We start from the raw sequence: 16,450 nt of genomic DNA on the forward strand, positions 1-16,450 counted from the left end.
GCTGTTTTTATTGATAACCGAATAAGAAATGCAGCATTTGAGCAAGCCAGACACTGCATTTTCCGATTAACTTATTGATCTACAACCTGTAAATCTAGCCCTGCCGCATTGGCAAGTTCGGTAAAGGTGGGGAAACTGGTTGCCACTGTTTCCGTACCGTGAATGATGATTTCGCCCGAAGTACGTAACCCTGCAATACTAAAACTCATGGCAATACGGTGATCGTGGTGCGATTCAATTTCTCCACCTGTGAAAATTGCCGACCAGTCACCAGACTTACCCTTACCCTCAATGATAATGCCGTCCTCAGTTGGTGTGCAGTCAATACCCATGACTTTCAAGCCATCGGCCATCACCTGAATACGGTCAGATTCTTTCACGCGAAGTTCCGCAGCACCAGTCAGAACAGTTTGACCTTCCGCACAGGCAGCCGCAATAAACAAGGCAGGAAATTCATCAATCGCCAAAGGTACCTGATCTTCAGGCATGTGAATACCTTTGAGTGTACGAGATCCCTTGATATGAATATCGGCAATCGGCTCACCGCCAGCGATGCGTTCATTTTCAACACTGATGTCCGAACCCATTTGCTTGAGGATTTCAATCACACCTGTACGGGTTGGGTTGATGCCCACTGCTTCAAGGATCACATCAGCACCCTCGGTAATCGCAGCACCGACCATAAAGAATGCAGCAGATGAAATGTCTGATGGGACCTGAATATCTGTACCAACCAGTTTACCACCACCAACCAGCGAGATTTTATTGCCCTCGGTTTTTACCTCATAACCAAAGGCACGCAACATACGCTCAGTATGGTCACGGGTCGGCTCTGGTTCAGTCACAGAAGTCTCACCCTCAGCCCATAAACCTGCCAGTAAAATCCCTGATTTCACCTGAGCCGAAGCCATTGGCAAATCGTATTGAATACCTTTTAAAGCTTGACTGCCTGTAATGCTGACTGGCGGCGTACCTTTCTCACCTGTGGTTTGAATTTGCGCACCCATTAAACGTAATGGTTTTGCAATACGCTCCATTGGACGTTTAGACAATGACGCATCACCTGTCATCACCGAATCAAACTTTTGTGCTGACAACATACCAGATAGCAGACGCATACTTGTGCCTGAGTTACCCATATATAAGGCACTGGCAGGTGCTTTTAAACCTTGCATGCCCACGCCATGAATGGTCACCTCACCATTTTTTGGGCCTTCGATACTGACCCCCATATCACGGAATGCCTGTAAAGTTGCTAACGCATCTTCACCCTCAAGGAAGCCAGTCACATGGGTTGTACCCTCAGCAATCGCCCCAAACATGATGGAGCGATGTGACACTGACTTATCACCTGGCACGGTGAATTTACCTGTAAATGTTTTCTTGCCTGGTAAAATGGTAAATTGCTGTGTCACCTTGTTTTTCTCCATCAAAGGTTTTTTGGCTAACATATGGTTAAAGTGTTGGCGTGCCGCTTGCGCATGTCCAAGCAGCCCCATCAACGCCTGAGAATCTTCATTTTCAATCAGTTGCTTTAAAACAGAAAGTTGCTGCTCAAAGCCAGCAACGGCATTGAGAATTGCGTTTTTATTGGCAAAGAAAATGTCATGCCACATCTGTGGATCACTAGCCGCAATCCGAGAGAAATCCCGAAAACCACCCGCTGCATAGCGGAAAATATCCAGATTATCTTCACGGTTGGCCAGTTGCTCAACCAAGTTGAACGCCATCAAATGCGGTAAATGACTGGTATGCGCCAACACTTCATCATGTTTCGACACATCCATACAAATCACTTCCGCTTTGGCGACTGACCAAAGCTGAATCAGTTTCTGCACCGCCCAATCTGCACTACTTGGCAAAGGCGTTAGAATCACTTTATGGTTAGCAAATAAATCGACTTTACCTGCATGTACACCTGTATGTTCCGCACCTGCAATTGGATGCCCAGGTACAAAACCAACAGGCAGATGTTCACCAAACACTGCCTTCGCTGCATCCACCACATTGCCTTTGGTACTACCCACATCGGTAATGATGACATTCTCTGCAAGATAAGGTTTGATCTGTTCCAACACTTTTTGTGTGGCACGAACAGGCAATGCCAAAACAATTAAATCCGCACCCTGAACCGCTTCCTCAGGATTTGTATAACCATGTTGAATTAGACCGAGTGCTTTGGCATCTTCCAATGTTTTTTTTGAGCGTGTTGAAGCCACAATTTCAGACGCAAGTTGTTCCGCCACAATCACACGCGCAAGACTTGACCCAATCAGCCCAAGTCCAATAAATGCAACTTTTTTAAACAATACTTTAGAAACAGATGCTTGAGACATAAAAGATGTTTGCCTAATGAGAAGACTTTGATATGGATAGATGATTCATCCACCTATCCATACGATAAAACAGTTTTATAAAACAGCGATTGGATAAGAACCCAGTACACGCAACTCTTTGACCATTGGACGGATTTCATCTAGTGCAGCCGCCACATTGTCCTGATCAATATGCCCCTCCAGATCAATGAAGAACACATAGGCCCATTTTTCTGGTAGAGCTGGACGAGTTTCAATACTGGTCAAGCTGATTTGATGCTTGGCAAATGGTGCAAGAATTTCCAGCAATGCCCCAGCACGATCATGTGCTGAGATCAACAATGAGGTCTTATCATTGCCACTTTGTGGAATTTTCTCACGACCAATCACCAGGAAGCGTGTGGTATTTTCAGGATTATCTTCGATATTGCTATATAAAATCTCAAGGTTGTACATGCTGGCTGCGATATCAGAGGCGATTGCAGCAGAATGCCATTCGTTACGAATACGGCGAGCCGCTTCCGCATTTGAGTTTAGTGCAACACGCTCTACCCCAGGATAATGCGCATCTAACCACTTACGGCATTGAGCCAAGGTTTGTTGATGTGCATAAATCTGCTTAATGCTGTCTTTACGGGTATTTTCAGAAACAAGGAATTGATGATGAATACGCAATTCAACTTCACCAATCACATTCAGGCTAGAAGCCTTAAAACAGTCCAGTGTATGGTTAACAATTCCTTCTGAGGAGTTTTCAACAGGAACCACGCCATAATGCGCACTACCCGCCTCCACTTCACGGAACACTTCATCAATGGTTGGCAATGGACGAACCACTGCATCATTACCAAAATGTTTCAGTACCGCGGAGTGGGTATAGGTTCCTTCTGGCCCTAAAAATGCGATACTTTGTGGGGCTTCAAGTGCCAGACATGCTGACATGATTTCACGGAACAAGCGTGCCATGGTCGCATCGGACAATGGCCCCTGATTGCGCTCCATCACTTTACGCAGCACCTGTGCCTCACGTTCAGGGCGATAAAACAGTGGGTTGTCTTCGGCTGCAAACTTCGCCTTGGCTACGGCTTCCGCCAATGTGGCACGGCGATTGAGTAATTCCTGGATTTGTTGATCAACACTATCAATATCGTTACGAATTTGTTCTAAATTAAGTGAAGTCGATGTGTTTTGTCCATCGTTTACCATTGAATGCAGCCTCAGCAAAATCATCTATAAGAATGGATTACAATTCATCTGTGAATTGGTTATCTGGGCTAGTATAACAAGACTTTAAGCTATTAAACACGCTGAGTTTTAACTCTTTTCATGACTCAACGTTATTGATAATGATTTTCATTATATATTTAATGCTAAATTTCAGTTCTCGTGGGCTTTGTTGCACAAATAGCTAACACTATGATTTTATTATATTTATTTTTATTAAAATTCTAGGAAAAACCTTGGAAATCAGTATTTTGCAAAATATTTATGCAACAAAGCCTATGCCAATAGAAAAATAGTATCTATCAAAAAACAGCCTGCTCGAAAGCAGGCTGTTTTATCAAGATTAATTAAGCTTTACCAATCAATCCACGTGCCACGATTTCTTTCATGATTTCATTGGTACCACCGTAAATACGCTGGATACGTGCATCAACAAAGAAGCGTGAAATTGGATATTCAGTCATATAACCATAGCCACCAAATAACTGAAGCAAGTTGTCAGCAACTTTCATTTGCATGTCAGTACTGAAGCTCTTGAGTGCAGCCGCAGTTTCAACATCCAGTTTGCCCTCATTATATAAGGCCACGTTTTGATTATAGAAAGCAGCAGTTGCCAATTCATCAATCTTCGCCTGAGCTAAGACAAAACGTGTGTTCTGGAAGTTAGCAATCGCCTGACCAAATGCCTGACGCTCTTTCACATATTGGGTCGCAAGATCAATTGAGCCACGAATTGCGCCCAAAGAGGTCGCTGCGATTGCAGTACGCTCACGAGGTAATTCCTGCATCAAATAAGCAAAACCTGAACCTGCGTTACCCAACAACTGGTCTTTAGGTACTTTGACATTATCAAAGAAAAGTTCAGAGGTATCCTGTGAATGCAGACCAATTTTGTCTAAGTTCGTGCCCTTTTTAAAGCCTTCCAAATGGGTATCAACCAATAATAAAGACACACCTTTGGCACGAGCTTGCGGATCAGTTTTCACTGCCAGAACCACAACATCAGCATGCTGACCATTTGAGATAAAGGTTTTAGAACCATTTAACACATAGTGATCACCTTGCAAAATTGCACTGGTACGCATGGCCTGCAAGTCTGAACCAGCACCAGGCTCAGTCATACCAATTGCACCCACCACTTCACCAGACACCATTTTTGGCAACCAATACTGTTTCTGTTCTTCTGACCCAATATGTTGGATATATGGTGCAGCAATTTCAGAGTGACACGAAATACCAGTTGATAAGGCACAATAACCAGCACGCGCAGATTCTTCAACCAACATCAATGAATAATGGGTTGGTACGCCATAACCACCATATTCTTCTGGCACGTCTACGCACAGGAAGCCATTTTCACCCAATAATGTCCAGACAGAACGCGGCATAATGCCCTCACGTTCCCATTTTTCATAATGAGGTGCAATGTGTTCACTCATAAAACGTTTAAAGTTGTCACGGAAGAGTTCCAAATCTGCATCATAAGCTAACATCTTTATTTCCTTTCGCTTTCATTTTTCTTGAAAATTTGCTTCGCAACCATGCTAATGATTTTTAGGTAGGATGTCATGTCCCTTTTGCATCAAATCACCCGACTGATGCGGTCAATAATTTTGTTTGCAGTGGTTATTTTCGAGACCCAATTGCTTATTGAATAAACAGAAGTTCTGATTTTTTACGCTAAATGCATCACTTTTATGTCATATTAATTTTAATTCTTCACCATGACTGCAAATACGATCATGAATACCAAACGCAATATTTATAAAGATGCTGAACATCCTTTCGCCCAATACATACGAATCGTTGGTAAGGGTAAGACGGGTGCGCGTTCACTGACTTATGATGAGGCCTATCAGGCTTTTAGCATGATCTTAAAAAATGAGGTGCTTGATGTTCAGTTGGGTGCTTTTTTAATGTTGTTACGGGTTAAGGAAGAATCTGTTGATGAACTGGCTGGTTTTGTCCAGGCAACGCGTGATCAACTTAATTTTCAACCGCTGAATGTTGATCTGGATTGGTCATCATACGCAGGGAAACGTAAACATTATCCGTGGTTTTTATTGGCAGCCTTAACACTGGCCCATCATGGTTATAAGATCGTGATGCATGGTGCATCGGGTCATACCATTAACCGTGTTTATACAGAACAGGTTTTACAATACTTAGGCTATTCAATCTGCCAAAATGAACAGGAGGTTAAACAACAACTAGAAAGACATAACTTTGCCTATTTGCCTCTTGAAGTGATCTCACCAATTTTAAGTGATCTGATTTCATTGAGAAATGTGATGGGCTTACGTTCACCCATTCATACCCTTGCCCGCCTGATTAATCCTTTTAATGCCAAAGCCACTTTACAGGCCATTTTCCACCCTGCTTATCGAACCTCACACCAACACACCGCGTTCCGTTTAGGTTATCAAAATAGTGCGGTGATTAAAGGTGAAGGAGGTGAATTTGAGCGTAACCCTGATGCAAAAACCCTTATTTGTGGGATTAAAAATGGTGAGTTATATGAGTATGAATTACCCAAACTGACACCTGAACGTAGCCCTATTGAAGAAGAGCTCGATCTTGAAGTGTTTAAAGCGGTTTGGCTTGGTCAGCAGCAACATGACTATGGTGAAATGGCCGTCACTGAAACCATCGGAATCGCTTTATATACGATGGGTGTGGTCAGTAGTTTTGATGAGGCGATGGTTAAAGCAAAAGAGCTTTGGGAAAGTCGAAAAATTTAGGCTTCATTCATTAAAAAACCCAGTGTTTTTAATGGGTCTTTAATTTAAACAAACCGAATTGGTTTAAATTCAGGTTCATGTTTGTGATGGTCATCATCACATTCCTCACCCTCTTCCTTTGTACCACGATCAATATAGCCACTACGCTGTTCTTCTGGTAAATGTTTCATTTCCCATGCATAAACAGCCTGCATACAGGTTTCACGTTGTTCTTTGGTCAATGCAATACCATTTGGCCATTTGCCAATTTCAACGGCTGTTTTTAAGCGCTCAACAATTTCAGGATTTAAAACAGCGAGCATTTGTTCAATATTCATGAGTCATCCTGTTGAAAAGATTCGAAATCTTGATTCCAGCCCAGTTTAGTACGGCAAGCCATATAAAAATCGTACCCAGGCGGATGTAATAAGCTTAGTTTAAATGGATGTTTGCGAATATGCACAGTGTCACCCACATTTAATGCAACACTATGTTGTCCATCGGCGCTGACCATGGGTAAAACCCGATTTTCACGAATGGTAATTTTAATCTCACTTTGTCCACCAACCACAATCGGACGAGAGGACAAGGTATGCGGATGCATGGGCACCAATGCAATCGCATCCATACTTGGATGCAAAATAGGTCCACCACCAGACAATGCATATGCTGTCGAACCCGTTGGTGTGGAAACAATTAAACCGTCACTGTGCTGACGATAGACATATTGCCCATCAATACTGAGTTCGAAATCAATCATATGGACTGATCGTCCAGAATGTAGAACCACATCATTTAATGCAATTGCATCATAAATGATTTCACCATTAGACCGAATTTCCATTTCCAGCAGGAAACGGCGATCCAGTTGAAAATGTCCCTGCAACACCTGATCTAGCTTAAAGATTGCTTCGGCAGGTTTAATGTCGGTTAAAAAGCCCAGTCGCCCACGGTTAATCCCAATCACAGGAGTATTGTATCGAACCAAGGCACGTGCAGCATGTAGTAGCGACCCATCACCGCCCACTACAATCACTAAATCCACGACTTCGCCCAATAAATTACGGCTGACAGTCTGTCCATGGCTATAAGGTACGAGTTTCGCTGTTTCCTGATCAAAGACAGGATTTAAACCTAAGGTGATCAAGTGATCATGAATCAAACATAAGGTTTCTACTACAGAATCTTTATCTGGTCGCCCAATCAAACCAATATTTCGAAAGGATTTATGTGAAATTTGCACGAATAATTCAGCTCCGCTGCGCTTCCTGACTATCATATCATTAACTATCAGAAATTCGTTGACGATTGTTAAAAAGTATAAAAATGTCTATTCGTTGTTTTTTTACTCAGTTAATGTCAACACATTCTTAAAGTTTTTATTGCATGTTGCTATTTATTCACAGTTTTACGATTGCAAATTGCGCATAAGCTATCGCATCATTAACCCCATTGTTTTGATTTTAACGCAAATCTATGAAGTGTGAACGTGGTATCGGTTTTCTTGCGCTAATTTTTTCCATTTTAGTGATTGGTGTTTTTATTGCCTTTAGTATCTATCTGATCCGTCTGGATAATATTATTCGCAATAAGTTTGAAGGTCAGCGCTGGGATATTCCAGCCAAGGTATTTGCTCGTCCTCTAGAAATCTATGCAAATGCGCCAATTACTCAGGAAAACTTCATTCAGGAACTGAAATTACTGGGTTATAAAAATACGGCAAACTATGAAAAATCAGGTAGCTATGTCACCCAAGGCAACCAGATGTATGTCCATACACGTGGTTTTGACTATGGTGACAGCAATGAACCTGAACAGGTGCTTGAAATTGGTTTCCTGAATGGGCAGGTCGGTGAAATCCGTTCCACCAAACCATCAAGCACAGGCATTGCACGGCTGGAACCTTTATTGATTGGTGGTATTTACCCTCAGCATAATGAAGACCGCGTACTCATTAAACTAGATAAAGTACCAAAAACACTGATTGAGGCTTTGATCTCAACTGAGGACCGCAACTTCTATCACCATCACGGTGTTTCAGTTCGTGGCACTGCACGTGCTCTAGTCAGCAATGTGACGGGTGGTAAACGTCAAGGTGGATCAACACTCACACAACAGTTGGTGAAAAACTTTTATCTTTCCCCTGAAAAAACCCTGAAGCGTAAAGTCAATGAAGCGCTGATGGCGTTATTGATTGAACTGCATTATAGCAAGGATGAAATTCTTGAAACCTATCTGAATGAAGTGAATTTAGGTCAAAATGGCAGTTATTCCATCAATGGTTATGGTCTGGCTTCACAGTTCTATTTTGGTTTACCTTTACGTGAATTGAATATTTCCCAACAAGCCTATTTGGTTGGTTTAGTACAGGGCCCTTCTTTATATAACCCTTGGCGTAATCCTGAAGCGGCAAAAAAACGCCGTGATGTTGTACTGAACAACATGAAAGTTATGGGCTATCTCAGTGAGGCGGAATATCAGGATGAAATTGCACGTCCTTTAAATGTAGTGAGCAAACCGACTCTAGGACCTGCGAAATTCCCTGATTTCCTTGATATTGTCCGTCGTCAGCTACGCACCGAATATCAGGAAAGTGACATTACCAATCAGGGTTTAAGAATTTTTACGACACTAGATCCAATCACACAGATTCAGGTGCAAAATGCGTTTAAAAATTCAGTTGATCGTCTGGCGAATGCCAATCCTGCCCGTTTAAAGAACTTACAGGGTGCCATTGTTGTCGCTCATCCAGACAATGGTGAACTGGTTGCCGCTGTGGGATCGACTCAAGACTTTACAGGTTTTAACCGTACACTGGATGCTAAACGTCAAGTGGGTTCATTACTGAAACCTGTCATCTATTTAAGTGCACTTGAGTCAGGCCGTTATACATGGGCTAGCCCAATTGAAGATACAGCCATCAGTATTCCAATTGATGGTTATAAAAACTGGACACCCAAAAATTATAGTGGTGGTGAGCATGGTGTGGTTCCAATGCAGCAGGCTTTGGCAAATTCATACAACCTTTCTACTGTACGTTTGGCGAACGAGTTTGGCCTATCTACATTCACAAATAAGCTCAGACAGTTTGGGGTAAGTTCAGATATTCCAGCCTATCCATCCATTTATCTGGGGGCGGTGAATATGTCACCAATGGAAGTGCTGAGCGTTTATGGAAACTTTGCCACAGGTGGCTTTAAATACCCTACCCGTTCTATCCGCACTGTTGTGGATGCAAAAGGGCATTTATTGGAGCGTTATGGTTTGAATGTACAGCAAACCATTGACCCCGCCACCGCCTACATCCTGAATTATGGTTTACAGCAAGTCATGCGTTCAGGTACAGGCCGCTCTGCCTATGGGAGCTTGCCTGAATCACTGAATCTTGCAGGAAAATCAGGAACAACCAACGATACACGCGATTCATGGTTTGCTGGTTATTCTGGCAATCATGTCGCTGTGGTCTGGTTAGGGCTGGATGACAACAAGGTGACTGGTCTGACAGGTTCCTCTGGTGCATTGCCAGTCTGGACCAATGTCATGAAACAGCTTCGTCAGGAACCTGTAAATCTTCGTCAAACCGACAACGTTCAATGGCAGTGGATTGATAGCGCCAGCGGTGAGCTTTCTGCCCAGGGCTGTGATGGCGCATTGTATATTCCATTGCTTCGTCAAACTGTACCTCGCCATGCAACGGTTTGCGGTCAGTCTCATTATGAAGTTGAACCAACCTATATGCCTCAGGGTGGTACATCAGAAAATGATCATGATGATGGCACAAACAATTATATTCGGGAAAGCGAAAACCAGATGGACAATGATTTATCAAATCATACGCCAACACGCATCATTTCCAGTGGTAGCTACAGCGTTGAAAATTAATTTCTACTGGGATTTGGACATGATCAAGAAAATAACTTTCGCAATTGGTGTACTTGTACTGGCTGGCTGTACTGCCACTCCAGAAAAAGTCACGACCACTAAACCTGTTAATCCACCAGCAGGCACGAATACGCAGAAGAAAAAAGTGACTCCGCCTGCTTCTGGTGTAAAGGTCATTCCATATGACCAAAAAGAGATTAAACGGCAAACCGTGACACCACAGGTGGTGGTACCTGAACAAAAGGTGAAGCAGAAGTTTAGTAATGATGGTGCTCAACTCCCCGCCTTTAGGACCCTGATGCAAAAGACCCAGACCGCGTATAAAAGTCAGCAACTTGCGGAAGCAGAACGTTATGCGCTTCAAGCCCAACGGATTGCACCACAGGCTTCTGAAACCTATTTATATCTGGGTCTAATCGCCAACCAGCGGAAAGAGTATGCCAATGCCGAGGCTTTGGCGCGCCGCGGTTTAAGCTATGCACAGAGCAATGCCATGAAAAAGCAGCTTTGGACAATTGTGCTTCGTGCCAGCGAAGCACGTAATCATCCAGTCAAGGCACAGGAAGCGAAAAAAGCAATTCAGTCACTTTAGAGCCTTGTTACTGGATTGATTCAAACTGGCGAATCCCCGCAAGCCCATAAGCATGATGTTTTTGGGATTGTTCCAGATCAGTAGGCGCAACACCACCCAAAGCAAAAACAGGAATATCACTTTTTCCAGCAAGTTCAGCAAAACCCTCCCATCCCAATACTTTCGCTTCAGGATGCGTCTCGGTTATATTCACAGGACTTAAAAGCACCGCATCACAGCCAATATGATGTGCATGCTGCACTGAGACTGCATCATGACACGCTGCAATAAAACGTTTGCCTACAATTAATTCTCCTTTCTTTAATCCCATCAGCTGTGATTGTTTGAGGTGAATGGTATTAATTTTTTTCTGAAATACGGAATCTAGCTGATTGCAGATGTCAAAATTGATAATGAGTTTTTGATACTGCTCATCAGTGAGTGTTTCTAACTGCTGCTCAATCGCATCAATATTCTCATCCTGTATCCGCCAATAAAATAGACTTTCCTGCTGCGGGAGTTTGGCCAACTGTTCATTCACCTTAATCAGATGTGGCCATAGCAAACGTTGCAGAATCACGTCATTGGCTTTAGGAAAATTTAATTCTTTCAGTTGGTCACGACTGTACCAAGCCCAAGGCTGGTGAATCAGTTCCAGCAATTCATCTGGTACATAGGCATGGAATAGATGCAGGTTCACAATCACATCATCATATTCATGGCGAATCACATCAAAACGATGCCAGTCCTTTAAGCCAATACCCACCTCCTCATAAATTTCCCTGCGGCAGGTCTGCTCAGGTGTTTCTCCCTGCTCAACCTTGCCACCAGGAAATTCATGCTTATTGCCCTGATGTTGGTTGGCCTGACGCCACCCCACCAATACCTTGGATTTATGCAATAAAATTGCAATCGCAACATCAATGACATTCTTTGCTATCACAGTCCACATCCCTCATCTCTACAGAGTAAATCCCTGTCATTCATCAATTTGCACATCGTTCTGAAAAAACTTATAAATGATTTTGTAAATTATTCAAATTTACGTTGACAGGTATATTTGATAATGATTATCATTTAAAACGTTAGATAATACACCACGGAGCATAACAAATGAACGCACCATTTAACCTATTTACTCGTAGCACTGATGCAACTCAATCCTTACCAATGCTGCATTCAAACAACCTATTTGCCTTAGGCCGCGAAATTCGCATTATGCACGCTGGTGAAGAGTATCGCCTACGCCTCACCCGTAACAACCGTCTGATTTTAACCAAGTAAAATAATAGTAATCGGATAATAATAAACGTGGAAATAGCAGTATGTCAGCGCGTACTGCTTTTTAATTCATCTAGAAACCAAAATAAAGGCTTTAGACAAGCAATCTGATCACGACTTTTAATCCGCCATATGAAGATGGCAACAATTCCATTTGCCCATGATGTAATTCGATAATTTTCCTACAAATGTATAAGCCTAAGCCTGATCCCTGGGTTTTGGTTCCCAACGCACGATAAAAACGTTCTCCCAAATGCTGCAATACTTCTGGGTCGATACCTTGTCCCTCATTTTCAAGAATAAGCTGTAAATACTGTCCCTGCTTATCTAAAGTGATATAGACACAGCCTTTTTCTGGCGTATAGCGTACGGCATTGTCCAGCACATTACGAATACAGGTAAAAATCAGTTGTTGATTGGCAAAAATCATATCTTCGTGCTCTGCCACTACCATCCGCTGCTGAATCTGGATTGCCTTTTGCTTGATAAAGGGTGTTAGAGCCTGAATCGCCTCGTCAATCACCGTACGCAAGGCAAAATGTGTCTTGAGCAGGTTCTCAGCATGTTCAGGGTCTAAACGTGCCAGCAACAGCAAATTTTCCAGCGTTTGGATCCCTCGACTAATATCCTGTTGCATTGCATCAAAATCACTGGCGCGTTCTGGATATTTACGTTGTAAAAGCTGTAAACGCATTTGAATCGCGGATAAGGGCGAGCGCAATTCATGCGAGGCATCCGCAGTAAAACGCTGTTCGGCTTTTAGCGATTGATCCAGACGTTGCAACAAGTGATTTAACTGCCCCAGCATCGGCTGCAATTCTTTAAATTCAATGCTGGAGGACTGGATTGGCGTTAGATCATCTGCGTTTTTCTGCGAGATTTGATCGGATAATTGATGAATCGCCCTAAACTGCCGTTTGACCAGAAAATGCAGCATGAGCCATTGCATCAGCCACAACATCATCAGAATGACAGAATAGCCAGCAAAGCTATGCATCAATTCTTTAAAGCGATCACCCAAAGGTTGTAATAGCAATACCTGCATGTGGGATTGGTGATCTTCTGCCCGATAACTACGCCAAAGCTGCCGACCCTGCCAGATAAATCCATAATGCTCATCACCTGTGAACAACTTGTAATATTGTTGTTCAAGCTGAAAATCCTCGGACTGGGTCAGAATCTGTTGTTGGTAGCTCAGGCGATACTGGATATCAAACTGGTCACTCAGTTCATCAATCTGCTGCCCCGATGTTGAGGTCAGATCAGCAATCAGTAACATATCTGAGATTTCATCCATGATTTCATCTTGAACCTGCATGGTTTGATAGATTGAAATCACCACAAATAGAAGCAATGCCACAGAAGCCGCAATCACTGAACTAATCAGTGAGGTTTTAATCAGCCTGTTTTGTAGCGACACCACTTTCATAAACTTAATCCTGATGCATCCGATAGCCTAAACCACGAATAGTTTTGATATATTGCCCGCCAATTTTTTTGCGAATCTGGTAGATATACACCTCGATGGCATTACTCTCAATTTCCTCGCCCCAGGCATACAGTGATTCTTCCAGTTGCTCACGGGTCAGGATATGTTCTGGCTTTTGCATTAATTTATGCAAAATCTGAAATTCTTTTGCGGTCAGGTTGATGACTTGACCCGCTTGCGTCAGGGTTTTGGCTTGCGGATCAAGCTGTAGATTGCCAAAAGTCAAATATTGCCCTGCCTGAGTCTGGTGTTGACGTAACTGGGAACGCACCCGTGCTGACAGTTCTTCCAAATTAAATGGCTTAACCAGATAATCATTGGCTCCCAAATCCAGCCCCTCAATCCGATCATGAATGGCATCTTTGGCGGTAATAAAAATGACGGGCGTATTGGAATTTCGATGGCGAATAGTTTTTAGAATGTCATCACCCGAAGCTTTAGGCAAACCACGATCCAGCAGGATACAATCATATTGATGCTGCTCAACCGCCAGTATCGCATGATCACCCCGTTCTACCCAATCGACACTATAGCCATCCAGTTCCAGCCAATCCTTGATACTTTCCGCCTGAGAGGCATCATCCTCAGCCAGTAAAATTCGCATAAAGCCGCACCCTTGTCTGATCCATTAATATTCATCATGCCTTTTAAATAAGCAACAAGCAAAAAACCACATGCTAAACATGTGGTTTTTGATGATATTTCAATGATTAGAATTTCACCTGATCTACATCCACTTCTACACGTTTGGTCGGTTTATAATCGATGTCGATTTCACCTATAATGGTTACAGGTGTTTTGGCAGAAACAGGCTGTCCTTGCCATAAATCATCATCAATATCGACGGTGATGCTGCCTGTCTGGTCGCTAAACTGATATTTCTCATCACCCGTTGCCTTGACCACATAACCTTTAAGCTGAACAGGCGTATTATCCTTTAAGGTCAATGCCTGTTTCACCGTAGTGATTTGTGTAGGCACCAATGCCTGCTGATTGACTGCTGTCGTATTCGCAACCGCAAATGTTGTTGCACCAACTAAACCCGCAATTACAGCAACTTTAGAAAATACGTTCATTTTAATTTCCTCATCTTTGTTGATCATCTCGATGTGGTCATTAAAACAAAACAAGATGAGGTGAATCTGAGGAACTAAAAACTGCTTAATTTAATGGCACAACCCGAAGCACTTCTTCCAGTGTGGTCATACCCTCAATCACCTTGCGTGCGCCTGCAATACGCAACGGTTCAATACCCTCTTTCTTGGCTTGCGCACGTAAATGATCCAGTGTGCCATTCGCACTAATGATGGACTTTAATTCCAGACTGACTGGCATAAACTCATAAATCCCGACACGCCCTTTATAACCCGTTTGGCGACACACTTCACAGCCCACAGCCTTATACATGGTGGTGGGCATATCCATCATATAGTCAAAAGTCAGGTGTTCCCATTCCTGCTCATTGATCGCTGTTTCCTGTTTGCAATGCGGGCAAAGGCGACGCACCAGACGCTGTGCCAATACACCCAAAATCGTGGCTGCGGTCAAAAATGGCTGTACACCCAGATCATGCAAACGGGTCAAACTAGATGGCGCATCATTGGTATGCAGGGTTGAGAGTACCAAATGTCCTGTTAAAGCTGCCTGAATCGCCATATTGGCGGTATCGTGGTCACGAATCTCCCCGACCATAATAATGTCAGGGTCTTGACGCATGAGGGCACGCACCCCATCGGCAAAGCCTAGCTCAATGTTTGGATTGACCTGCATCTGGTTAAAACTTGGTTCCAGCATTTCAATCGGATCTTCAATGGTACAGACATTGACCTGTTCCGTTGCCAGTTGTTTAAGCGATGAATAAAGTGTGGTGGTTTTACCCGAACCTGTTGGCCCTGTCACCAGAATAATCCCGTGGCTATGCTGGGTCAGTTGTTGCCAACTTTGTAAGAGATGCCCCTCAAAACCCAACTGCTGAAAACTGCGTACCAATACTTCTGGATCAAAAATACGCATCACCAGCTTTTCACCAAAGGCAGTTGGCAAAGTGGAGAGACGCAATTCGGTTTCCTGACCTTTTGGTGTTCGTGTCTTTAGACGTCCATCCTGTGGTTTACGCTTTTCCGCCACATTCATCCGACCCAGAATTTTAATACGGGAAATCACCGCAGTTAGTGTATTGGCAGGCATGTTATAAATGGTATGTAACACGCCATCAATACGGAAACGCACCTTACCCTTGTCTTTTCGGGGTTCAAGGTGAATATCGCTGGCCCCTTGTTCAAAGGCAAATTGCAGCACCCAGTCCACCAATTTGACAATATGCTGGTCATTGGCATCGGGATTCTGGGTATCGCCCAACTGTAACAAGGCCTCAACGCCTTTATTATCACGGTCAAAGGCACTGGTGTTTTGTGATGAACTGACCGCACGACTAACCTGATAATATTCCACCAGATAGCGCTGTAATTGCTCAGGATTGAGTAACACTCGTTCAATCTTTCTGGGCGCTAAACTACGCTCCAGATTATTCTGCCATTCCGTTAAAAACGGCTGATCTGTCCCAATCAAAATCCGATCTGAATGTACTTCAATGGCCAGAATATGATTCCGTACCGCAAATTCCTGTGACATAACGCTGGTTAATGCCGCCACATCAGCTTTTAGTGGATCAATCACAAATAAGGGAACTTCGGCTTTTTCAGCTAACCACTGACATAAACGATTCAGGGTTAAGGTTGTGGCAGGATTAAGTTGATCCTTTAAATTAAAATTGGCAACCCACTGTAAGGGATGCCATTTCAACTGGTCTTTTTGCCGATGTGTAGTTTGAATAAAAAGTTTATCCCGTTCAGTAATCCGTCCATCTTTTTGTAATTGTTCCAGACACCAGGTCACATCAATTGAAAAAGAAAAACTTGCAAATTTTGCCTGCGCTTGCATAACCGTCAAATCCCCAAATTTATGATTT

The 16,450-nt window shown here is 43.1% G+C and carries 14 protein-coding genes; 4 read left to right on the top strand and 10 right to left on the bottom strand.

Annotated features, from left to right (window positions below; translation table 11 throughout):
- Positions 1-71: 71 nt before the first annotated feature.
- The 3 genes from F988_RS07925 to F988_RS07935 form a co-directional block, all read right to left on the bottom strand.
- A complete protein-coding gene (locus tag F988_RS07925) occupies positions 72-2,336 on the bottom strand; it encodes a bifunctional prephenate dehydrogenase/3-phosphoshikimate 1-carboxyvinyltransferase (protein WP_004682340.1) in 2,265 nt (754 codons plus the stop codon).
- Positions 2,337-2,411: 75 nt separating this feature from the next.
- On the bottom strand, positions 2,412-3,521 hold the full coding sequence (pheA, locus tag F988_RS07930) for a prephenate dehydratase (protein WP_004679698.1): 1,110 nt from the start codon (positions 3,519-3,521) through the stop codon (positions 2,412-2,414).
- A 365-nt stretch (positions 3,522-3,886) separates the two neighbouring features.
- A complete protein-coding gene (locus F988_RS07935) occupies positions 3,887-5,032 on the bottom strand; it encodes an acyl-CoA dehydrogenase family protein (RefSeq protein WP_004679699.1) in 1,146 nt (381 codons plus the stop codon).
- Between the two features lie 249 nt (positions 5,033-5,281).
- Here F988_RS07935 and F988_RS07940 point away from each other — a divergent pair, with 249 nt between their 5' ends.
- The gene (locus F988_RS07940; RefSeq protein ID WP_010589440.1) at positions 5,282-6,280 is read left to right on the top strand and encodes a glycosyl transferase family protein; all 999 of its coding nucleotides are present in this window, start codon (positions 5,282-5,284) and stop codon (positions 6,278-6,280) included.
- Between the two features lie 44 nt (positions 6,281-6,324).
- Here the strand turns inward: F988_RS07940 and F988_RS07945 are convergent, their stop codons facing one another.
- Positions 6,325-6,597, bottom strand: coding sequence for a YeaC family protein (locus F988_RS07945; protein ID WP_004679703.1), 273 nt, complete (start codon positions 6,595-6,597; stop codon positions 6,325-6,327).
- A complete protein-coding gene (locus F988_RS07950; protein WP_004682348.1) occupies positions 6,594-7,502 on the bottom strand; it encodes an NAD(+) kinase in 909 nt (302 codons plus the stop codon). The genes F988_RS07945 and F988_RS07950 overlap by 4 nt, the downstream gene beginning before the upstream one ends.
- Positions 7,503-7,735: 233 nt before the next feature.
- Here F988_RS07950 and mrcB point away from each other — a divergent pair, with 233 nt between their 5' ends.
- Positions 7,736-10,141 (top strand): penicillin-binding protein 1B, encoded by a 2,406-nt coding sequence (gene mrcB / locus F988_RS07955; RefSeq protein ID WP_004682350.1) that lies wholly within the window; start codon positions 7,736-7,738, stop codon positions 10,139-10,141.
- Positions 10,142-10,160: 19 nt separating this feature from the next.
- A complete protein-coding gene (locus tag F988_RS07960; RefSeq protein ID WP_004679708.1) occupies positions 10,161-10,733 on the top strand; it encodes a tetratricopeptide repeat protein in 573 nt (190 codons plus the stop codon).
- A 7-nt stretch (positions 10,734-10,740) separates the two neighbouring features.
- Here F988_RS07960 and F988_RS07965 read toward each other — a convergent pair whose 3' ends face one another.
- Positions 10,741-11,664, bottom strand: coding sequence for a thiamine phosphate synthase (locus F988_RS07965; protein ID WP_004682351.1), 924 nt, complete (start codon positions 11,662-11,664; stop codon positions 10,741-10,743).
- 161 nt (positions 11,665-11,825) lie between these two features.
- Here F988_RS07965 and hemP point away from each other — a divergent pair, with 161 nt between their 5' ends.
- The gene (hemP, locus tag F988_RS07970) at positions 11,826-11,996 is read left to right on the top strand and encodes a hemin uptake protein HemP (RefSeq protein WP_004679713.1); all 171 of its coding nucleotides are present in this window, start codon (positions 11,826-11,828) and stop codon (positions 11,994-11,996) included.
- A gap of 91 nt (positions 11,997-12,087) precedes the next feature.
- Here hemP and F988_RS07975 read toward each other — a convergent pair whose 3' ends face one another.
- The 4 genes from F988_RS07975 to F988_RS07990 form a co-directional block, all read right to left on the bottom strand.
- Positions 12,088-13,422, bottom strand: coding sequence for a sensor histidine kinase (locus tag F988_RS07975; protein WP_004682354.1), 1,335 nt, complete (start codon positions 13,420-13,422; stop codon positions 12,088-12,090).
- Between the two features lie 4 nt (positions 13,423-13,426).
- Positions 13,427-14,086: a response regulator transcription factor gene (locus F988_RS07980; protein ID WP_004682359.1), complete on the bottom strand. Its 660-nt coding sequence runs from the start codon at positions 14,084-14,086 to the stop codon at positions 13,427-13,429.
- Positions 14,087-14,192: 106 nt separating this feature from the next.
- Positions 14,193-14,558, bottom strand: coding sequence for a NirD/YgiW/YdeI family stress tolerance protein (locus tag F988_RS07985; RefSeq protein ID WP_004682360.1), 366 nt, complete (start codon positions 14,556-14,558; stop codon positions 14,193-14,195).
- Positions 14,559-14,643: 85 nt separating this feature from the next.
- On the bottom strand, positions 14,644-16,422 hold the full coding sequence (locus F988_RS07990; protein WP_004682361.1) for a type IV pilus assembly ATPase TfpB: 1,779 nt from the start codon (positions 16,420-16,422) through the stop codon (positions 14,644-14,646).
- Between the last annotated feature and the right edge of the window lie 28 nt (positions 16,423-16,450).

Origin of the sequence: Acinetobacter parvus DSM 16617 = CIP 108168 (assembly GCF_000368025.1) — a bacterium.
Classification (GTDB): Bacteria; Pseudomonadota; Gammaproteobacteria; order Pseudomonadales; family Moraxellaceae; genus Acinetobacter; species Acinetobacter parvus.